Source organism: Streptomyces sp. NPDC020192, assembly GCF_044388685.1.
Classification (GTDB): domain Bacteria; phylum Actinomycetota; class Actinomycetes; order Streptomycetales; family Streptomycetaceae; genus Streptomyces.
On sequence record NZ_JBIRXG010000011.1, the window covers coordinates 217,704 to 236,747 of the forward strand.

Sequence of the window (19,044 nt, forward strand, 5' to 3'; positions counted from 1 at the left end):
GCCCATGAAAAAGGGCCTGTGCCGGAGGACGGCTCGGACGCCGAGGTCGTACGCCGCGCACACCTCACCGGTGCGAACGCGGTGTCTCAAGACCTCAGACGAGCAACGTCCTTCTCCAATCGACGGCAACAGGACCGAGGTAAACGGTAGAAGGGGGCCCGAAGGCTGTCAACGCAATTAAAAGCGGCCCTCGACGCGGGCCGTGCCGGGGCCGATGACGCCGTTCACGCGCGCGTGGCGGTCAGCAGGCGTCCCGCATCAGCTCGGCCAGGTCGTGGTCCAGGTCGAGCTGGAGGTGTTCCAGACCGACGGGCACGAGCTCGTCGGCCGCCGCCAGGAAGCGCCGGATCTCGCCCGAGCGCACATGCACGATCGCGGTGCCCTCGGGGGCGTGGAACTCCAGCACCGTGCGGTCGTAGCCGTAGGGACGCACCCGGACGTCCCCCTGGCCCTCGGGGCCCTGCTGCCCGGCGATCAGCAGCTCGCGGGAGAAGGTCCAGGCGACCTCGACGCCTTCCAGGGTGGCCGGGGCCGGGAAGGTCATGACGACGGCGAACGGGTCGCGTCGGTCGTAGCGCAGCGTGGCGGGAATGCTCGGCATGCGCGGTGCGGCGGCGACGAGACGGGCCTCTACGGGCTGCTCGATGACGGTGGACAACGCCTTGCTCCCTCGTGACGGCTGGACTACGCCCGGGTGTGCGGCACCCGGCACCGGTAGAGACGTCGGATCCGGCCAAGGCGTGCACACCGATCACGAGTGACCTCGGTCACCGCGTTCATGCGTGGCGGGATCCGGCCCGTTCGCCCCGCGAGGGCGGGCAGTTGGTGCTCTGGACGGCGCCGGTCCGGTCGGCTAGCTTCGCCCGCCATGAGGCGCTTGGGGAGCACGCGACGCAGGGGACGGACGGGCCGGCTGGTGGCGGCGGGGGTGGCGTGCGGGGCGGCGCTGGCCGCGCTGACGGTCCCGGCGGCCGAGGCCCGGACGCTCGGACCGGACGGCGCAGGAGCGCACTGGGCGGCGAAGGACCCCGGGACCCCACAGGTCCGGTACCGGGGTCTCGCGGCCGTCGACCGGCGGACGGCCTGGCTGGCCGGCACCGACGGCACGGTGCTGCGCACCACGGACGGCGGCTCGAGCTGGCGGAACGTCTCGCCGCCGGGGGCGGGCGACCTGCAGTTCCGGGACGTGGAGGCGTTCGACGCGCGGCGCGCGGTGGTGCTGGCCATCGGCGAGGGCGAGGCCTCCCGCGTCTATCGCACCGACGACGGCGGGGCGAGCTGGACCGAGTCCTTCCGCAACACCGACCCGAACGCCTTCTACGACTGCCTGGCCTTCTTCGACCGCCGCCACGGCCTCGCCGTGAGCGACCCGGTGGACGGGAAGTTCCGCATGCTGTCCACAAGCGACGGCGGCCGCTCCTGGCGGGTGCTGCCCGCCGAGGGCATGCCCACCGCCCTGGACGGCGAGGCAGGCTTCGCCGCGAGCGGCCAGTGCCTGGTCACCTCGAGCCCGCGGGACGTCTGGCTGGCCACCGGGGGCGGCGCCCACGCGCGCGTGCTGCACTCCGCCGACCGCGGACTGACCTGGACGGCGGCCGACACACCCGTGCCGGCCGGCGATCCGGCCAAGGGCGTCTTCGCGCTCGCCTTCCGCGACCGCACCCACGGCCTCGCCGTCGGCGGCGACTACCGCCCCGGCCAGTCCTCGCCGCAGGCCGCCGCCGTCTCCGCCGACGGCGGCCGCACCTGGGCCCCGGCGGCCACGCCCCCGCCCGCCTACCGCTCCGGCGCCGCCTGGCTGCCGTACAGCCGCAGTGCCGCGCTCGCCGTCGGCCCCACCGGCACCGACCTGACCACCGACGGCGGCCGCACCTGGCGGACGATCGACACCGGCTCCTACGACACCGTGGCCTGCACGCCCGACCTGAGTTGCTGGGCGGCCGGCGAACAGGGCAGGGTGGCCCGGCTGGAACGCTGAGCGAGGGACCGGCTCAGCTCAGCGTCTGGCGGTGCCGGTCCAGCTCGGGGGCCGTCTTCGTGGCTATGAACTCGCTGACGCGGTACGCGCACACGCCGGCGACGACGAACGGATCGCGCGCGACGATCTCGTCGATCAGGGCGCGGTCCTCGGCGACGGCCAGGATCACCCCGCCCTCCCGGGGTTCCTTGCGCCCGGAGGCCAGGAAGAAGCCCTTGTCGTACTGCTCCTCCAGCCAGGCCACATGGTCGGGCAGCAGGGCGTCGACGGCGTCGAGGGGCGCGGTGTAGGTCAGATCGAGTACGAACATGATCACGAGGCTACCCCCGGACACTGACAATCCGCCCCGGGCCGTACAGTTCTGGACACGATGACGACCGTAGGCGTACCCGCGGGCTGGCCCGCGACCGAGGAAGAGGCCCGCGCCGTACAGGACGAGCTGCGCGGGCGGGTGGTGCTGGACGAGCCCGGACCGCCGCCGGGGCAGGGTCACGTCACCGGCGTCGACGTCGCCTACGACGACGGCCTCGATCTCGTCGCCGCGGCCGCCGTCGTGCTGGACGCCGCCACCCTGGAGGTGGTGGCCGAGGCGACGGCCGTGGGCCGGGTGTCCTTCCCGTACGTGCCCGGGCTGCTCGCCTTCCGGGAGATCCCCACCGTCCGGGCCGCCCTGGACCGGCTGCCGTGCCCGCCCGGCCTGGTGGTGTGCGACGGCTACGGACTGGCCCACCCGCGCCGTTTCGGCCTCGCCAGCCATCTGGGCGTGCTCACCGGACTGCCGGTCATCGGCGTCGCCAAGAACCCGTTCACCTTCAGGTACGACGAACCGGCCCCCGCGCGGGGCGCGTCGGCGCCGCTGCTCGCGGGGACCGAGGAGGTCGGGCGCGCCCTGCGGACCCGGGACGGCGTCAAGCCGGTCTTCGTCTCGGTCGGCCACCGGGTGAGCCTGGACAACGCCCTGGCCCACACCCTCGCCCTGACCCCGCGCTACCGGCTGCCGGAGACCACGCGCCGGGCCGACGCCCTGTGCCGCCGGTCGCTTCAGGAGGCGACGACGCGCCAGGCGCCGACCTCCTGATACGCCGAGTCGTAGATGTCCGAGCCGTCACCCGGCTCGAGGGCGTAGTGGTGGAGGTTGCCGCCCCAGTAGCGCAGGATCCGGCCCAGTTCCCTGGCCCGGTCCTGCGTCGGCGTGCCCTCGTCCACGGTCACTTCGAGCACGAACTTCATGCGTTTCCCGCCTCCTTGCGGCTGCTTTGTTCCGGGCCTCCATCGTTTCATTGAAAGACCGTGTGAAACTTTTGAGTGCCAGGGCGCAAGGTGGGCGGCGCATCCTCACCGTGAAGTCTCAAAACGAAGGGAAGGCGGGGACGTGGCGGTCACCCGGCGGCCGCCACCCGGAAGGTGATCCCCGCGGCGCGCAGCCGCCCGGTCAGGGCGTCGCCCATCGCCTGCGCGGTGGTGACCTGCCCCGTCGTCGGCGGCAGCTCGTCGAAGGCCAGGCACAGGGCCGCCTCGGCGAACATCTTCGCCGTCTCGTCGTAGCCGGGGTCGCCGCCCGAGACCTCCGTGCACACCCGTCGGCCGCCGCCCTCGCCGACGAAGCGCACCGCGAACCGGCTCCGCGCCCGCTTCTCCGCGCTCGGCCCGTCCCCCGGCTCCAGCCGCCCCGACAACCAGCGCCGCGCGGGCGGCAGCTGGGCGGCCGCCACCGCCGCGCCGACGGCGGCGACCCCGCCGAGGGCGACCGGCAGATGCCGCACCGCCGCGTAGTGCCGGTAGCGGAAGTCCGGGCCGTACCGCTCGAGCGCCCGCGCCGAACGGCGCACGATCTGCGGGTCGAGGGTCGGCAGCGGCAGCGCCCACGCGCCGACCTCCCCGGCGAAACGGGGCGCTCCCGTCGGTACCGCGACCCGGCGCCCCAGCAGCCGCGGTTCGTGCCGGCCCCGTTCGCGCGCGGCGGCCAGCATCTGCCGGCCGCGGGAGAACTGGTTCAGCGCCGAGGCCAGGGTGCCGCCGGAGAAGGCCGCGTCGGCGGTCACGTAGCCGTCCACCCGCAGCGGGACCCCCTCCGGCAGCTGCCGGACCGTGAAGTACGCGCCCAGGTCGTGGGGCACGGAGTCGAAGCCGCAGGCGTGCACGAGGCGCGCGCCCGTCTCCCGCGCGCGTGCGTCGTGCCGGACGTACGTCAGGTCCACGAACTCCGGCTCGCCGGTCAGGTCCAGGTAGTCGGTGCCGGTCTCCGCGCAGGCGGCGACCAGCTCCTCGCCGTACAGCACGTACGGCCCCACGGACGTGGCCACCACGCGCGCGTGCTCGGCGAGGGCGCGCAGTGTGGCCGGTTCGCCCACGTCGGCCCGCAGCACGCCGATGTCCGTGCCGCCGGGCAGCCGTTCGCGCAGCCGTTCCAGTCTGTGTTCGTCGCGGCCGGCCACCGCCCAGCGCAGATCGTCCGGCGCGTGCGCGGCGAGGTACTCCGCGGTGAGGGTGCCGACGAAGCCGATGGCTCCGAAGAGCACGAGGTCGTAGGGACGGTCCGTCCTGTTTAGCCTGCTCATGACACCCCTTGTCGTGCAGCCCGTGCCGCTGTCGGTGGCTGAGGCTAGCGTGAGGTTGCCGTACTCCGACGACCGGCTGTACCCCGGTGACGTCTGGGCGGCGGAAGTGAGCCGACCCGGCGCATGGCTCACTCACCTCTCACCCGTTCGGGTGGTCTCCGATGTGCCGGGCACTTGGCTAAGCGCTTGCTCGTTCAGGTCTTGTGTCAGATGGAACGCGTTCTTAGCATCACGGGTGTTACATCAGTTGTGTCACACACGCTTGGGGGCTGGAGCATGACGACGGCAGTGAAGCCGGGGCAGGGGCCGCTCTCCGGTGTGCGTGTGGTCGAGCTGGCCGGCATCGGGCCGGGCCCGTTCGCCGCCATGCTCCTGGCCGACCTGGGCGCGGACGTGGTCCGGGTGGACCGGCCGGGCGGCCCCGGCCTCGCGATCGACCCCGCGTACGACGTCACGAACCGCAACAAGCGGTCGGTCGTGGTCGACCTGAAGGCCCCGGACGGCCCCGCGCGCGTGCTCGACCTCGCCGAGCGGGCCGACATCCTCGTCGAGGGGTACCGCCCGGGCGTCGCCGAGCGCCTCGGCGTCGGCCCGCAGGAGTGCCACGCGCGCAACCCCCGCCTGGTCTACGGCCGGATGACCGGCTGGGGCCAGGACGGCCCCCTCGCCCAGCGCGCGGGCCACGACGTGGCCTACATCGCGCTTACCGGCACCCTCGGCATGATCGGCCGCCCGGACGAGCCCCCGGCCGTCCCCGCCAACCTCCTCGGGGACTACGCGGGTGGCTCCCTCTACCTGGTCGTGGGTGTCCTCGCCGCCCTGCACCACGCGCGCGCGACCGGCACCGGACAGGTCGTCGACGCTGCCATCGTCGATGGCACCGCCCATCTGTCCGCGATGATCCACGGCATGCTCGCGGCCGGCGGCTGGCAGGACCGGCGCGCCGCCAACCTCCTCGACGGCGGCTGTCCCTACTACGGCACTTACGAGACCGCCGACGGCCAGTACATGGCGGTGGGCGCTCTGGAGGGGCAGTTCTACGAGGAGTTCCTGCGCCTGCTCGGCCTGGACGACCTGGCCGGCGCCCGCAAGGACTGGACCCGCTGGGGCGAGCTGCGCGAGCGTGTGGCCGCCCGCTTCACGTCCCGCACCCGTGACGAGTGGACGGCCGTGTTCGAGGGCACCGACGCCTGCGTGGCCCCCGTGCTGTCCCTGCGCGAGGCCCCGCACCACCCGCATCTCGCCGCCCGCGGCACCTTCACCGATCACGGCGGCATCACCCAGCCCGCCCCCGCCCCCCGCTTCTCCGCGACCCCCACCGCCGTCCGCACCGGCCCGGCCCGCCCGGGCGCGGACACCGAGTCGGTGGCGCGGGACTGGGGGATACCCGCAGGCGTGAACGACGACCCGGTCGCAGGCAGCGACTGACCCCGCTCGGCCCACCCTTTCCGAAAGGCACACCAGTGAGCACCGAAGCGTACGTGTACGACGCGATCCGCACCCCGCGCGGCCGCGGCAAGGCGAACGGCGCCCTGCACGGCACGAAGCCCATCGACCTGGTCGTCGGCCTCATCCACGAGATCCGCGGCCGCTTCCCCGGCCTCGACCCGGCCGCGATCGACGACATCGTCCTCGGCGTCGTCGGCCCCGTCGGGGACCAGGGCTCCGACATCGCCCGGATCGCCGCGGTCGCCGCGGGCCTGCCCGACACGGTCGCCGGAGTGCAGGAGAACCGCTTCTGTGCCTCCGGCCTGGAAGCCGTCAACCTGGCCGCCGCCAAGGTCCGTTCGGGCTGGGAGGACCTCGTCCTCGCGGGCGGTGTGGAGTCGATGTCCCGGGTGCCGATGGCCTCCGACGGCGGCGCCTGGTTCAACGACCCGATGACCAACCTCGCCGTCAACTTCGTACCGCAGGGCATCGGCGCCGACCTCATCGCCACCATCGAGGGCTTCTCCCGCCGGGACGTCGACGAGTACGCGGCGCTGTCCCAGGAACGCGCGGTCACGGCCTGGAAGGAGGGCCGCTTCGAGCGTTCCGTGGTCCCGGTCAAGGACCGCAGCGGTCTGGTCGTCCTCGACCATGACGAGCATCCGCGCCCCGGCACCACCGCCGACTCCCTGGCGAAGCTCAAGCCGTCGTTCGCGGACATCGGCGAACTCGGCGGCTTCGACGCCGTAGCGCTGCAGAAGTACCACTGGGTGGAGAAGATCGACCACGTCCACCACGCGGGCAACTCCTCCGGCATCGTGGACGGTGCCTCGCTCGTCGCGATCGGCTCCAAGGAGGTCGGCGAGCGCTACGGCCTCACCCCGCGCGCGCGGATCGTCTCGGCGGCCGTCTCCGGCTCCGAGCCCACCATCATGCTCACCGGGCCCGCGCCCGCCACCCGCAAGGCGCTCGCCAAGGCCGGCCTCACCATCGACGACATCGACCTGGTCGAGATCAACGAGGCGTTCGCCGCGGTCGTGCTGCGCTTCGTCAAGGACATGGGCCTCTCCCTGGACAAGGTCAACGTCAACGGCGGCGCCATCGCGCTGGGCCACCCGCTCGGCGCGACCGGCGCGATGATCCTCGGCACCCTCGTGGACGAACTGGAGCGCCAGGACAAGCGCTACGGCCTCGCCACCCTGTGCGTCGGCGGCGGCATGGGCATCGCCACCATCGTCGAGCGCATCTGAACTCCCCGCGGAATCACCAGACTTCAACGGAGACGACTGTCATGACCGAAAGCACCACCATCCGCTGGGAGCAGGACGACACCGGTGTCGTCACCCTCGTCCTGGACGACCCCAACCAGTCCGCGAACACGATGAACCAGGCGTTCCGCGCCTCCATCACGGCGATCGCCGCGCGGGCGGAGGCCGAGAAGGACTCCATCCGCGGCATCGTCTACACCTCGGCCAAGAGGACCTTCTTCGCGGGCGGCGACCTCAAGGACATGATCAAGGCCGGTCCCGAGGACGCCCAGCAGGTCTTCGACACCGCGACCGAGATCAAGAACGCGCTGCGCCGCATCGAGACCCTCGGCAAGCCCGTCGTCGCCGCCATCAACGGCGCGGCCCTCGGCGGCGGTTACGAGATCGCGCTCGCGTCCCACCACCGCATCGCCCTGGACGCCCCCGGCTCCAAGATCGGCCTGCCCGAGGTCACGCTCGGCCTGCTGCCCGCGGGCGGCGGCGTCACCCGCACCGTGCGCCTGATGGGCATCACGGACGCGCTGCTGAAGGTGCTGCTCCAGGGCACCCAGTACAACCCCCGCCGCGCCCTGGACAACGGTCTGGTCCACGAGGTGGCCGCCACGCCGGAGGAGATGCTGGCCAAGGCCCGCGCCTTCATCGACGCGCACCCCGAGTCGCACCAGCCCTGGGACGTCCCCGGCTACAAGATCCCGGGCGGCACCCCCGCCAACCCCAAGTTCGCCGCCAACCTGCCCGCCTTCCCGGCCAATCTGCGCAAGCAGACGAACGGCGCCCCCTACCCGGCCCCGCGCAACATCATGGCGGCGGCCGTCGAGGGCTCCCAGGTCGACTTCGAGACCGCGATCACCATCGAGACCCGCTACTTCACCGAGCTGGTCACCGGGCAGACCGCGAAGAACATGATCCAGGCCTTCTTCTTCGACCTCCAGGCCGTCAACTCCGGCGCCAACCGCCCGGGGGGCGTCGAGCCCCGCAAGGTCCGCAAGGTCGCCGTCCTCGGCGCCGGCATGATGGGCGCGGGCATCGCCTATTCCTGCGCCCGCGCGGGCATCGACGTCGTCCTGAAGGACGTCTCCGCGGAGGCGGCCGCCAAGGGCAAGGGCTACTCCGAGAGGCTGTGCGCCAAGGCCGTCGCCAAGGGCCGTACCAGCCAGGAGAAGGCGGACGCGCTGCTCGCCCGGATCACCCCGACCGCCGAGGCGGCCGACCTCGCGGGCTGTGACGCGGTGATCGAGGCCGTCTTCGAGGACACCTCGCTCAAGCACAAGGTGTTCCAGGAGATCGAGTCCGTCGTCGCGCCCGACGCGCTGCTGTGCTCCAACACCTCCACCCTGCCCATCACCACCCTCGCCGAGGGCGTGGAGCGCCAGGCCGACTTCATCGGGCTGCACTTCTTCTCGCCGGTCGACAAGATGCCGCTGGTCGAGATCATCAAGGGCGAGCGCACCGGCGACGAGGCCCTCGCCCGGGCCTTCGACCTGGTCCGGCAGATCAACAAGACGCCGATCGTCGTCAACGACTCGCGCGGTTTCTTCACCTCCCGGGTGATCGGCCACTTCATCAACGAGGGCGTCGCCATGGTCGGCGAGGGCATCGAGCCCGCCTCCGTCGAGCAGGCCGCCGCCCAGGCCGGCTACCCCGCCAAGGTGCTCTCCCTCATGGACGAGCTGACCCTCACCCTCCCGCGCAAGATCCGGGGCGAGACGAAGCGGGCCGTGGAGGAGGCCGGCGGCACCTGGACGGCGCACCCGGCGGAGGCGGTCATCGACCGCATGGTCGACGAGTTCGACCGCCCCGGCCGCAGCGGCGGCGCCGGCTTCTACGACTACACCGAGGACGGCAAGCGCGCCGGGCTCTGGCCGGGCCTGCGTGAGCACTTCACCAAGCCGGGCCACGAGATCCCGTTCCGGGACATGCAGGAGCGGATGCTCTTCGCCGAGGCACTCGACACCGTACGTCTCCTCGAGGAGGGCGTCCTGACCTCGGTCGCCGACGCCAACATCGGCTCGATCTTCGGCATCGGCTTCCCCGGCTGGACCGGCGGTGTGCTCCAGTACATCAACGGTTACGAGGGTGGTGTGCCCGGATTCGTGGCCCGCGCGCGGGAGCTCGCCGCGGCCTACGGCGAGCGGTTCACCCCGCCCGCGCTGCTCGTGGCGAAGGCGGAGAAGGGGGAGCGCTTCAGCGACTAGCCGATAGCGGCTAGCTATCGGCGTCCGGATCCGATCCGCTGACCCACTCGCTCAGCTCTTCCCGCAGCGACCGCTGGAACGTCGTCAGCAGGGCCTGCACGACCAGCGGGTGCATGTGCGCCGACAGGGACTTCACATCCCGTGCGGCGCGCTCGGCCACCTCGCCGCGGAAGAGCTGGGACAGTTCACGGGCCGCGGCGCGCGAGTGCTCGATGAGCACGGTGCGCGCCGCGAGGATCGCCTCCTGCGACAGCGGTACGTCGAGCAGCCGTACCCCGAGCCGGAGCAGCCCCGCGTCGACACGGAAGGTGCCGTCGTCCGCCACCATGACGACGTTCATGGCCGCGAGCCGCTCAACCTCCTCGGTGGACAGCGGCCGCCCGGCCCGCCGCTCCAGTTCCCGCCGGGACACCGTGTCCACCGCGTCCGGCGCCCAGGAGGCGACCACCGCGCGGTGGATGGCCAGGTCGTGCGGGGTGAGACCGGGCGGCAGCTGCCGCAGGTACCGCTCGATCGCCGCCAGCGTCATGCCCTGTTGCTGCAGCTCCTCGATGAGGGCCAGCCGCGCCACATGCCCGGGGCCGTAGTGGCCCACCCGGCGCGGACCGATCTCCGGCGGCGGGAGCAGCCCCTTGCTGCCGTAGAAACGGACGGTGCGGACCGTGACGCCCGCGCGGGCGGCCAGCTCGTCGATGGTGAGGGTCTGCTCCCCGGTCTGCTCCCCGGTGTCGCTCGTCGCGTCGGTCGTCATGTGCAGCAGTATCGCTGTCTCACCAGTGGTGTGAAACCCGTGGTGAACGTCGCGTGATCACCGGGTGGATCGTGTGAGAAGTAACGCTCTGTGACGTGGACCACCGCATATCCGGCGATCTTTCTGGGAAGCTGCTGGCTTGGTCTGTACCGCGCCCCACCAGGGTGGTGCGGGCCAAGAAAGTAAGCCACCTGGGCCCACGAGGTCCGGGCGCACGAGGAAAGTGGTACCACCCGTGAGCAAGGACGCCGTGGATTCGGCACAGGCCGTAACCCCTGCGCAGGCGGCCGCAACGCCCGCGGACGCGGGCGACGCCGGTTACAGCAAGGACCTCAAGGCCCGCCACATCAACATGATCGCCATCGGCGGAGCCATCGGCACCGGCCTCCTCCTCGGAGCCGGCGGCCGACTGCACAACGCCGGCCCGGCGCTCGCCCTGGCCTACCTGGTCTGCGGCGTCTTCGCCTTCTTCGTCGTGCGCGCCCTGGGCGAGATGGTCCTGTACCGGCCGTCCTCCGGCTCCTTCGTGTCGTACGCGCGCGAGTTCCTCGGCGAGAAGGGCGCCTACGTCGCCGGCTGGATGTACTTCCTGAACTGGTCGACCACCGGCATCGCCGACATCACCGCCATCGCGCTCTACACGCACTACTGGAGCTTCTTCACCTCGATCCCGCAGTGGGTCCTGGCGCTGATCGCCCTCGCGATGGTCCTGGCCGTGAACCTGATCTCGGTGAAGATCTTCGGCGAGATGGAGTTCTGGTTCGCGATCATCAAGGTCGCCACCATCGTCGGCTTCATGCTGGTCAGCATTTTCCTGCTGGCCACCCAGCACAGGGTCGGCGGCCACACCCCCGGCCTGAGCGTGATCACCGACCACGGCGGCATCTTCCCGCACGGTCTGATGCCCGTCGTCCTGGTCATGCAGGGCGTGATCTTCGCGTACGCCGCGCTGGAGCTGGTCGGCGTCGCCGCCGGTGAGACCGCCGAGCCCGAGAAGATCGTCCCGCGCGCGGTGAACTCGATCATGTGGCGTGTCGGCCTGTTCTACGTCGGCTCGGTCGTCCTGCTCGCGCTGCTGCTGCCCGGCTCGGTGTACTCCGCCGACGAGAGCCCGTTCGTGACCGTCCTGTCCAAGATCGGCATCCCGGCGGCCGGTGACGTGATGAACCTCGTCGTGCTGACCGCCGCCATGTCCTCGCTGAACTCCGGCCTGTACTCCACCGGCCGCATCCTGCGCTCGATGGCCATGGCGGGCTCCGCCCCCAAGTTCACCGCGAAGATGAGCCGCAGCCAGGTGCCCTACGGCGGCATCCTGCTGACCTGCGCGGTCTGCGTGCTCGGCGTCGGCCTGAACTACCTCATGCCCAGCCAGGCCTTCGAGATCGTGCTGAACGTGGCCTCTCTCGGCATCATCAGCACCTGGGTGATCATCATGCTCTGCCACATGATCTTCGTCCGCCGCGCCCGCGAAGGCCTCGTGACCCGGCCGCACTTCCAGCTGAAGTTCAGCCCGGTCACCGAGATCGCCACGATCGCGTTCCTGCTGATCTGCCTCGGCATGATGTGGAACGACCCCGACGTCGGCCGGAAGACCATCCTGCTGATCCCGGTGATCGCCGTCCTGCTGGTCGCCGGCTGGTTCGGCGTGCGCCGACGGGTGTCCGCGAACGCCGACAAGGAGCTGTCGCAGCTGACTAAGTAGCAGCTCAGGGCCACTGTCAGTGGCATCGCCTACGGTGGCGTCATGTCGGGGATCACATACATCCGAGGTGACGCCACCGTTCCTTTGGCCAAGGGCACCAAGGTGATCGCCCATGTCTGCAACGACATCGGCGGCTGGGGCAAGGGCTTCGTCCTCGCCCTCTCGCGCCGCTGGCCGGAGCCGGAGCGCGCGTACCGCGCCTGGCACCGCGACCGGGCCCGCAACGACTTCGCCCTGGGCGCGGTCCAGCGCCTGTCGTTGTACGGTCAGGATCGCGCCCCGAAGGGGCGCGGGGAACTGCGCGAGCAGCCACGTACGAGCCGCAGACGTCCACTGCCGGGAGGACCCACGGCGAGGGGATCTCGGCCCACTCGGCGGAGCCGGATCGCGATGACGGTGTACGACCACGGGGAGGGCGGGGGATGAGTACACAGACCGGGGCGCCAGGGAACGGCACGACGGACGTCCTGGTGCTGGGCGGGGCCGGAGTGGACACGGTCGTCCACGTCCCCGAGCTGCCCCTGCCGTACGCCGACAGCTACATGATCGACTCCGGGATCCGCACCCGGGCCGGACAGACCGGTGACTTCGTCGCGCTGGGGCTCGCCGCCCTCGGCCTGCGCACCCACCACCTCGACCTGCTGGGCGACGACCCCGAGGGCGACCTCGTGCGCGCCCTGCACCGCGAGCACGGCATCACCCTCACCGCGCTCCCGCAGCCCGCCGGGACCAAACGCGCGGTCAACCTCGTCGGCCCCGACGGCCGCCGTCTGTCCCTGTACGACACCAGCCGCGCCCGCCCCGGCGACCGCTTCCCGGAGGAGACGCTGCGCACGCTCGCCCAGGCGAGCCGGCACGTCCACGTGACCATCACCCAGCCCTGTGCCGAGGCCCTGCCGGTGCTGACCGGGACCGGCGTGCCACTGTCCACGGACCTGCACGACTGGGACGGCGAGAATTCCTACCACGAGCCGTTCGCCCTCGCCGCGGACCTCGTCTTCCTGTCGGCCGCCGCCCTGACCGACCCCGAGCGGACCATGCGGCGCATCGCCGACGAGGGCCGGGCCCGGACCGTCGTCGCCACCGCCGGGGCCGAGGGCGCCTATCTGCTGGCCGACGGCGAGCTGACCCGGGTGCCCGCCGAGACCCCGCCCGCGCCGGTGGTCGACTCCAACGGCGCGGGTGACGCCTTCGCCGCCGCGTTCCTCTACGGCCGCCTCGCCGGCGAGCCGCCCGCGACCTGCGCCCGCTACGGAGCCCTCGCCGGGGCGTACGCCTGCACCGTCCCGGCCTCCCGCGCGGACGCGATCGGCCGGGACGAACTGCTCAAGCGGGCGGCGGAGCCGAGACCCTAGACCGCCCCCGGCCCCGGGTCAGCGCCCGCGCGTGTCGTGGAGGTCGTTCGTCGCTTCGATCTTCTTCCACGACTTCGGCTGGGCCACCGTCGCGCCCGGCTTCGCCAGGGACGCGGTACGGGCAGCGGACACGGCCGGCTTCGACGGCTGGAACAGCCAGGTGTCGAACAGCGCGGCGAGGGGCTTGCCGGACACCTGCTCGGCGTACCGCTGGAAGTCGGCTACCGAGGCGTTGCCGTACGCGTGCTCCTTCGGCCAGCCCTTCAGGATGGCGAAGAACGCGTCGTCGCCGACCTCGTTCCGCAGCGCCTGGACCGCGGCCGCGCCCCGGTCGTAGACGGCGATGTCGAACTGGTCGTCCGGTCCCGGGTCACCGGGCTTCACCGTCCAGAACGGGTCGTCGGCCGGGTGCGAGGCGTACACGTAGTCCGCCAGCTGCTGCGCGGTGCCCTCGCCCTCGTGCTCGGACCACAGCCACTGCGCGTACCGGGCGAAGCCCTCGTTGATCCAGATGTCCTTCCAGCCCTTGAGCGACACGTCGTCGCCGTACCACTGGTGGGCCAGCTCGTGCACGACCACGGAGGTGTTGGAGCCGTTCGCGAACTGCTTGGGGCTGTAGTAGACGCGGGTCTGGGTCTCCAGCGCGTACCCGGTGGTGGTGTTCGGCACGTACCCGCCGGCCGAGCTGAACGGATACGGCCCGAAGTAGTTGCTGAGCCAGTCGACGATCTCCCCGGTGCGCTCCACGCTCGCCCGTGCGGCCCCGTCGTTGTCGCCGAGGTCCTTGCTGTAGGCGTTGACGACCGGCACCCCGCCGTCGGAGGTGCTGGTGGTGATGTCGAACCTGCCGAGGGCGAGCGTGGCCAGATATGTCGCCTGCGGCTTGTTCTGCCGCCAGTTGTAACGGGTCCAGCCCAGCTTCGAACTGGTCGACTGCAGCGTGCCGTTGGAGATGGCCTGGGTGCCGTCCGGCACGGCCACGGACACGTCGTAGGTGGCCTTGTCGCTCGGGTGGTCGTTGCTCGGGAACCACCACCAGGCGGCCTCGGGCTCGTCGGCGGCCACCGCGCCGTCGGGCGTGCGGTGCCAGGTGTTGAAGCCGTAGGCGGTCTTCGACGACGGCACTCCGCTGTAGCGGACGACGACCGTGATCGGCGTGCCCTTGGCCAGCGGCGTCTTCGGCGTGATGACCAGTTCGTGCTGCCCGGAGGTGGTGAAGGAGGCCGTGGCGCCGTTCACCCGCACCTCGCTGACGTCCAGCAGGAAGTCCAGGTCGAAGCTGGACAGGTCCTGGGTGGTCTTCGCCAGGATCGTGGCCGTGCCCTGCAGTTCGTCCGTCGTCGGCTGGTACTGCAGCCTCAGGTCGTAGTGCGAGACGTCGTAGCCGCCGTTGCCGTAGTACGGGTAGTAGGGGTCGCCGATGCCCGGCGCGCCGGGGGAGTAGCTCGCGGCCGATGCCGGGATCGCCAGCAGGAGGGAGGCCGCCGCGAGTGCGCCCGGCGCGATGATTCTGCGGTGCACGTCAGCTCCAAGTCGTCGGGAGTGCGAGTCCGTTCGGTGGATCTGTTCGGTGGATCTTTCCGGAGCCTATTCATTCCCTGTGACCCCTGGCCTGTCCACAGCACCTGCTGTCACACGATCGCCATTCAGCCGTCACGCGTCACCCGGGTGCCGGAAAGCCCTCTTCTGCACGGGAGTTGACCGGAGTACCGTCCGCGCATGCCGAAAAGCACGCCGATACGCACGCCGATGCGCACGCGCTTCACGATCTGGAGACCGTTCGCGACAGCGGTCGCCGTCATCCTGACGGCCGCCTTCCTCACCCCGGCCGCCGCCGCACAGGCCGCCGGCCGTGACGGCCGGACACCCCGCGAGAGCCGGCCCGTCTACTCCTACGCCCACGCCATCCGCGAGTCCGTCTGGGTGGACACCGGCCTCGACGGGGACGGCGACGGGAAGCCCGACCGGGTCGCCGCCGACATCGTCCGCCCCGCCGAACCCGCCCGACAGGGCCGCAAGGTGCCCGTCATCATGGACGCGAGCCCCTACTTCTCCTGCTGCGGCCGCGGCAACGAGAGCCAGGTCAAGACGTACGACGCGCAGGGCCGCGTGGTCCAGATGCCGCTGTTCTACGACAACTACTTCGTGCCCCGCGGCTACGCCTTCATCGGCGTCGACCTCGCCGGTACCAACCGCTCCGACGGCTGCGTCGACGTCGGCGGCCGCTCCGACATCCGGTCCGCGAAGGCCGTCGTCGACTGGCTGAACGGCCGCGCCCGCGCCTACACCAGCCGCACCGGCACGAAGACCGTCAAGGCGACCTGGACCAACGGCCGAACGGGCATGATCGGCAAGAGCTGGGACGCCACGATCGCCAACGGCGTCGCCGCCACCGGCGTCAAGGGCCTGAAGACGATCGTCCCGATCAGCGGCATCTCCTCCTGGTACGACTACTACTTCGCGCAAGGCGCCCCGCTGTACGACGGCGGCCCCGCCGAACTGGCCGGATACGTCCAGAGCGATGCGGCCAAGGCCCACTGCGCGGCCGTACAGAAGAAGCTCACCGACGGCAGCCCGCGCAGCGGGGACTGGACGCCGCTGTGGACCGAGCGGGACTACGTCAAGGACGCGGCCAAGGTGCGCGCGAGCGTGTTCCTGGTGCACGGGATGCAGGACCTCAACGTCCGCACCAAGCACTTCGGCCAGTGGTGGGACGCCCTCGCCAAGCATGGCGTCGAGCGCAAGATCTGGCTCTCCCAGACCGGGCACGTCGACCCGTTCGACTACCGGCGCGGCGCCTGGGTCGACACCCTGCACCGCTGGTTCGACCATGAACTCCTCGACTACGACAACGGTGTCGACCGTGAGCCGATGGCCGACATCGAACGCCACCCCGACCAGTGGGTCACCTCCCGCGTCTGGCCCCCGCGGACCACCCGGGCCACCGTCCTGCACCCGGCTCCCGGCCCGCAGGCCGGCGTCGGCGCGCTGGGCCTGCGCCCCGCGACCGGCACCGAGACCTTCACCGACGACCCGAAGCTGAGCGAGACCGACTGGGCGGCCCACCTCACCACGCCGACCGCTGAGAAGGCGGGCTTCCTCACCGCACCGCTCACCCATGACCTGCGCCTGTCCGGCTCGTCCACGGTGACGGTGACGGCAACCCCGACCACCACCTCGGCCCACCTGTCCGCCGTCCTGGTCGACCTCGGCCCGGACACCGTCCGCGACTACGCCGACGCCGCCGAGGGCATCACCACGCTGCCGAACCGCACCTGCTGGGGCGAGAGCACGGCCGGGGACAGCGCCTGCTTCAAGGAGACCAAGGCCAAGACCGCCAAGGTCGACTACACCGTGTTCAGCCGCGGCTGGGCCGACCTCGGCCACTACGCCGACCTCGGCCACTACGCCGACCTCGGCAAGGGCGTCCCGCTCACCCCGGGCAAGCCGTACACGATGACCCTCGACCTGGCGGCGACCGACCACGTCATCCCCGAGGGACACCGCCTCGCCCTGATCATCGCGGGCACGGACAAGGACCTCATCGACCCGCCGTCCACCAAGCCGACGCTCACGGTGTCCCTGTCGGGTACGACGGCCCGGCTTCCGCTGGTCGGCGGCGCGTCCGCGTTCGCCCAGGCCACGTCCGGCAGCACGGGCAGGGCTCCCACACCGACGGTCCTGAACGGCGTCCGCGCACCGGGTGCTGCGCAGCACGTCCCGGTGTAGCGCGCGGGTGCCCTTTCAGGCGGCCGGGAACGCCAACCCGGCCGCCTCCCGCGCGCACCCCCACGCCACCGTGATCCCGGCCCCGCCGTGGCCGTAGTTGTGCACCAGGACGCGGCCGTCCGGCAGGGGCTGCCGTTCGAGTCGTACCGCGCTCCGGGCCGGGCGCAGGCCGACGCGGTGGGTGAGGACGCGGGCGCCCGCGATCTCCGGGCGGATCTCCGCGCAGCGGGCGACGATCGCCGCGGCCGTGGCCGGTTCCGGCTCCAGGGACCAGTCGTCCTCCTGCGCCGTACCGCCCAGCAGCAGGCCGTACGGCTGCGGGATGAAATAGGTCGAGGCGGAGGAGTGGTCGACGCAGCCGAACCACGTCGTGATGCCCGGATTCTCCACCACGACCAGCTGCCCGCGCACCGGCCGCACCTCCGGGTCGGGGACCAGCGAACGGGCGCCGATTCCCGTGCAGTTGACGACGACCCGGGCGGGGACGGACGCCAGGTCGGTCACCTCGCGCGCCTCCACGACGCCTCCCGCCTTCGCCAACCGCTCCCGCAGCCACGCCAGATACACCGGCATGTCGATCACCGGCAGCCGTGCCGCCAGCCCGTCGGGCACCTCCCGCAGCCCTGGCACCCGGCCCGCCCAGTCGCCCAGTCCGTCCAGTCGGATCCCGGCCTGTACGCCGTCGACCAGGCGTACGCCCGTCTCCTGCGGCCGCCGCGCCAGCTCCTCGTACACGGTGAGGGATTCGAGCGCCCACGCGCCGACCAGGGCCTCGGGTTCGATGCGGTACGGCCACCACAGGCCGCCGGCGACCGCCGAGGTCGTACGCTCGGCGGGCTCCCGCGCCCACACCCGCACACGCCGACCCGACTCGGCCAGCAGCACGGCCGTCGTCAGCCCGGCGACCCCGCCTCCGACCACGATCACTTCGTCATTCGGCTCGTTGTCCACGCCTGGACGATAGGCCCTGCCCGGACGAATATGTCATGCCGCGCTCACATCCGTCCCGGTGTGGGGATACTCACAGCATGTCTGCCGCATACGCGACCTTCGGCCTGGCCCCGGCGACCCGCGTCGGCGGTGTCCTCGCCGACGGCGGCTACCAGGTTCACCGCGACTTCGTGGACTTCGTCGTGGACGGCCGTCCGCTGCTGTTCCAGCTGTCCGACCTGGACGCGGTCTCCCCGCTCGCCTCGGACGTGCCGCCCGCCATCTTCACCGAGCAGGTGCGCGCGCTGCTGCTGGATGCCGAACCACCGCTCCCGGACGGCCGGTTCGTCATCTACGGCTGCCCCGAGTGCGAGGATCTCGGCTGCGGGGCGGTCACCGCCGTCATCGAGCGCGACGGCGAGGACTACGTCTGGCGGGACTTCGCCTGGCAGACGGACGAGCACGCCGACCTGGAGCGCAACGGCTACCACGGCATAGGGCCGTTCCGCTTCCGCGGGGCCGACTACCGCGCCGCCCTGACCGCCCTGGACGAAGGCCCGCCGGGCCGCCGTGTGCTGCTGATCGGCGCCCGGGTCGCCGTCCTCGCCCGGCTGGCCGCCGCGCTGCGCACCATCGGCATCGGCGCCGACATCACCCAGGACGCCCGGGCCGTTCTGGCCGAGGAACTGCGCGGTTACGGCGCGGTCGCCTTCGGCCGCGCGGTCGGCGACGCCGAACGGGCCGCCGTACTGCGGGCCTTCGCACAGGCCGGGGTCGAGGTCGTGGCGGTGGACGGCCTGGCCCCGATCGTGCCGCTGCTCGTCGCCCAGATCGAGGCGGCCTTGGACCGCAGCCCGCTCGCGCGGCGCCGCCTGACCGGGCTGGCCGCCGCCGACGACGCGGTGGAGGTGGAGGTGAGCGCGCCGTGCCGGGTGCGGATCACCGCGTACCGTCTCGACCGGCTGCACCGCACCCACGCCCGGGAGGTGTTCGACGGCGTCCTCGAGCCCGGCCGGCACCGCGTCGCCCTGGAGCCCCGGGCGGTCAAGGGGGAGGCGTACGTCGTCGCCCGGACGGCTTCCGATGTGCTCACGGCGCCGGTGCCCGGCGGGAAACGGAGCTGAGAGCGGGACGCCGGGCCCATTAGGAT

The 19,044-nt window shown here is 71.8% G+C and carries 17 protein-coding genes; 10 read left to right on the plus strand and 7 right to left on the minus strand.

The genetic code is table 11. From position 1 onward, the window contains the following. Positions 1-241: 241 nt before the first annotated feature. The gene (locus tag ACH47Z_RS22390) at positions 242-658 is read right to left on the minus strand and encodes an SsgA family sporulation/cell division regulator (RefSeq protein WP_399076238.1); all 417 of its coding nucleotides are present in this window, start codon (positions 656-658) and stop codon (positions 242-244) included. A 219-nt stretch (positions 659-877) separates the two neighbouring features. Between ACH47Z_RS22390 and ACH47Z_RS22395 the strand changes: the two genes are divergently transcribed. Further along, positions 878-1,978, plus strand: coding sequence for a WD40/YVTN/BNR-like repeat-containing protein (locus ACH47Z_RS22395; RefSeq protein WP_399076240.1), 1,101 nt, complete (start codon positions 878-880; stop codon positions 1,976-1,978). 13 nt (positions 1,979-1,991) lie between these two features. Here ACH47Z_RS22395 and ACH47Z_RS22400 read toward each other — a convergent pair whose 3' ends face one another. Next, a complete protein-coding gene (locus ACH47Z_RS22400; protein ID WP_399076242.1) occupies positions 1,992-2,288 on the minus strand; it encodes a YciI family protein in 297 nt (98 codons plus the stop codon). A gap of 60 nt (positions 2,289-2,348) precedes the next feature. Here ACH47Z_RS22400 and ACH47Z_RS22405 point away from each other — a divergent pair, with 60 nt between their 5' ends. Continuing rightward, positions 2,349-3,056 (plus strand): endonuclease V, encoded by a 708-nt coding sequence (locus tag ACH47Z_RS22405; protein WP_399076244.1) that lies wholly within the window; start codon positions 2,349-2,351, stop codon positions 3,054-3,056. Here the strand turns inward: ACH47Z_RS22405 and ACH47Z_RS22410 are convergent. After that, on the minus strand, positions 3,020-3,208 hold the full coding sequence (locus tag ACH47Z_RS22410; protein WP_399076246.1) for a hypothetical protein: 189 nt from the start codon (positions 3,206-3,208) through the stop codon (positions 3,020-3,022). The two genes, ACH47Z_RS22405 and ACH47Z_RS22410, sit on opposite strands and share 37 nt — an antisense overlap. 149 nt (positions 3,209-3,357) lie before the next feature. Then, on the minus strand, positions 3,358-4,536 hold the full coding sequence (locus ACH47Z_RS22415) for a saccharopine dehydrogenase family protein (RefSeq protein ID WP_399076248.1): 1,179 nt from the start codon (positions 4,534-4,536) through the stop codon (positions 3,358-3,360). Positions 4,537-4,812: 276 nt separating this feature from the next. Between ACH47Z_RS22415 and ACH47Z_RS22420 the strand changes: the two genes are divergently transcribed. The 3 genes from ACH47Z_RS22420 to ACH47Z_RS22430 are packed head-to-tail and all read left to right on the plus strand — an operon-like array spanning position 4,813 to position 9,427. Beyond that, positions 4,813-5,964 carry a CaiB/BaiF CoA transferase family protein gene (locus tag ACH47Z_RS22420; RefSeq protein ID WP_399076250.1) on the plus strand — a complete coding sequence of 384 codons (1,152 nt, stop codon included), beginning with the start codon at positions 4,813-4,815 and terminating at the stop codon, positions 5,962-5,964. Between the two features lie 35 nt (positions 5,965-5,999). Further along, the gene (locus ACH47Z_RS22425; protein ID WP_399076252.1) at positions 6,000-7,214 is read left to right on the plus strand and encodes an acetyl-CoA C-acetyltransferase; all 1,215 of its coding nucleotides are present in this window, start codon (positions 6,000-6,002) and stop codon (positions 7,212-7,214) included. 41 nt (positions 7,215-7,255) lie between these two features. Beyond that, positions 7,256-9,427 (plus strand): 3-hydroxyacyl-CoA dehydrogenase NAD-binding domain-containing protein, encoded by a 2,172-nt coding sequence (locus tag ACH47Z_RS22430; RefSeq protein ID WP_399076254.1) that lies wholly within the window; start codon positions 7,256-7,258, stop codon positions 9,425-9,427. 10 nt (positions 9,428-9,437) lie between these two features. Here ACH47Z_RS22430 and ACH47Z_RS22435 read toward each other — a convergent pair whose 3' ends face one another. Continuing rightward, positions 9,438-10,178, minus strand: a complete 741-nt coding sequence (locus ACH47Z_RS22435; protein ID WP_399076256.1) for a MerR family transcriptional regulator — start codon at positions 10,176-10,178, stop codon at positions 9,438-9,440. Positions 10,179-10,413: 235 nt separating this feature from the next. On the opposite strand from ACH47Z_RS22435, the gene ACH47Z_RS22440 reads away from it, so the two are divergent. From ACH47Z_RS22440 to ACH47Z_RS22450, 3 genes are read left to right on the plus strand one after another with little or no spacing between them, the layout of a single operon-like run. After that, positions 10,414-11,880 (plus strand): amino acid permease, encoded by a 1,467-nt coding sequence (locus ACH47Z_RS22440; protein ID WP_399076258.1) that lies wholly within the window; start codon positions 10,414-10,416, stop codon positions 11,878-11,880. A 42-nt stretch (positions 11,881-11,922) separates the two neighbouring features. Beyond that, positions 11,923-12,306, plus strand: coding sequence for an Appr-1-p processing protein (locus ACH47Z_RS22445; protein ID WP_399076260.1), 384 nt, complete (start codon positions 11,923-11,925; stop codon positions 12,304-12,306). Beyond that, the gene (locus ACH47Z_RS22450; protein WP_399076262.1) at positions 12,303-13,235 is read left to right on the plus strand and encodes an adenosine kinase; all 933 of its coding nucleotides are present in this window, start codon (positions 12,303-12,305) and stop codon (positions 13,233-13,235) included. The genes ACH47Z_RS22445 and ACH47Z_RS22450 overlap by 4 nt, the downstream gene beginning before the upstream one ends. A gap of 18 nt (positions 13,236-13,253) precedes the next feature. Here ACH47Z_RS22450 and ACH47Z_RS22455 read toward each other — a convergent pair whose 3' ends face one another. After that, on the minus strand, positions 13,254-14,756 hold the full coding sequence (locus tag ACH47Z_RS22455; protein ID WP_399076264.1) for a M1 family metallopeptidase: 1,503 nt from the start codon (positions 14,754-14,756) through the stop codon (positions 13,254-13,256). Positions 14,757-14,954: 198 nt separating this feature from the next. Here ACH47Z_RS22455 and ACH47Z_RS22460 point away from each other — a divergent pair, with 198 nt between their 5' ends. Beyond that, positions 14,955-16,964: a Xaa-Pro dipeptidyl-peptidase gene (locus tag ACH47Z_RS22460; RefSeq protein WP_399076266.1), complete on the plus strand. Its 2,010-nt coding sequence runs from the start codon at positions 14,955-14,957 to the stop codon at positions 16,962-16,964. A gap of 15 nt (positions 16,965-16,979) precedes the next feature. On the opposite strand, the gene ACH47Z_RS22465 is transcribed toward ACH47Z_RS22460, so the two are convergent. Then, the gene (locus ACH47Z_RS22465) at positions 16,980-17,891 is read right to left on the minus strand and encodes an FAD-dependent oxidoreductase (protein WP_399076450.1); all 912 of its coding nucleotides are present in this window, start codon (positions 17,889-17,891) and stop codon (positions 16,980-16,982) included. A 101-nt stretch (positions 17,892-17,992) separates the two neighbouring features. On the opposite strand from ACH47Z_RS22465, the gene ACH47Z_RS22470 reads away from it, so the two are divergent. Beyond that, positions 17,993-19,018, plus strand: a complete 1,026-nt coding sequence (locus ACH47Z_RS22470) for an oxidoreductase (protein ID WP_399076268.1) — start codon at positions 17,993-17,995, stop codon at positions 19,016-19,018. The last annotated feature ends 26 nt before the right edge of the window (positions 19,019-19,044 follow it).

Excerpts from the sequence above, each read along its gene's own strand:
- ACH47Z_RS22400 (WP_399076242.1), bottom strand. The coding sequence starts at position 2,288 with ATGTTCGTACTCGATCTGACCTACACCGCGCCCCTCGACGCCGTCGAC.
- ACH47Z_RS22405 (WP_399076244.1), top strand. The coding sequence starts at position 2,349 with ATGACGACCGTAGGCGTACCCGCGGGCTGGCCCGCGACCGAGGAAGAG.
- ACH47Z_RS22410 (WP_399076246.1), bottom strand. The coding sequence starts at position 3,208 with ATGAAGTTCGTGCTCGAAGTGACCGTGGACGAGGGCACGCCGACGCAG.
- ACH47Z_RS22415 (WP_399076248.1), bottom strand. The coding sequence starts at position 4,536 with ATGAGCAGGCTAAACAGGACGGACCGTCCCTACGACCTCGTGCTCTTC.
- ACH47Z_RS22420 (WP_399076250.1), top strand. The coding sequence starts at position 4,813 with ATGACGACGGCAGTGAAGCCGGGGCAGGGGCCGCTCTCCGGTGTGCGT.
- ACH47Z_RS22430 (WP_399076254.1), top strand. The coding sequence starts at position 7,256 with ATGACCGAAAGCACCACCATCCGCTGGGAGCAGGACGACACCGGTGTC.
- ACH47Z_RS22435 (WP_399076256.1), bottom strand. The coding sequence starts at position 10,178 with ATGACGACCGACGCGACGAGCGACACCGGGGAGCAGACCGGGGAGCAG.
- ACH47Z_RS22445 (WP_399076260.1), top strand. The coding sequence starts at position 11,923 with ATGTCGGGGATCACATACATCCGAGGTGACGCCACCGTTCCTTTGGCC.
- ACH47Z_RS22450 (WP_399076262.1), top strand. The coding sequence starts at position 12,303 with ATGAGTACACAGACCGGGGCGCCAGGGAACGGCACGACGGACGTCCTG.
- ACH47Z_RS22460 (WP_399076266.1), top strand. The coding sequence starts at position 14,955 with ATGCCGAAAAGCACGCCGATACGCACGCCGATGCGCACGCGCTTCACG.
- ACH47Z_RS22470 (WP_399076268.1), top strand. The coding sequence starts at position 17,993 with ATGTCTGCCGCATACGCGACCTTCGGCCTGGCCCCGGCGACCCGCGTC.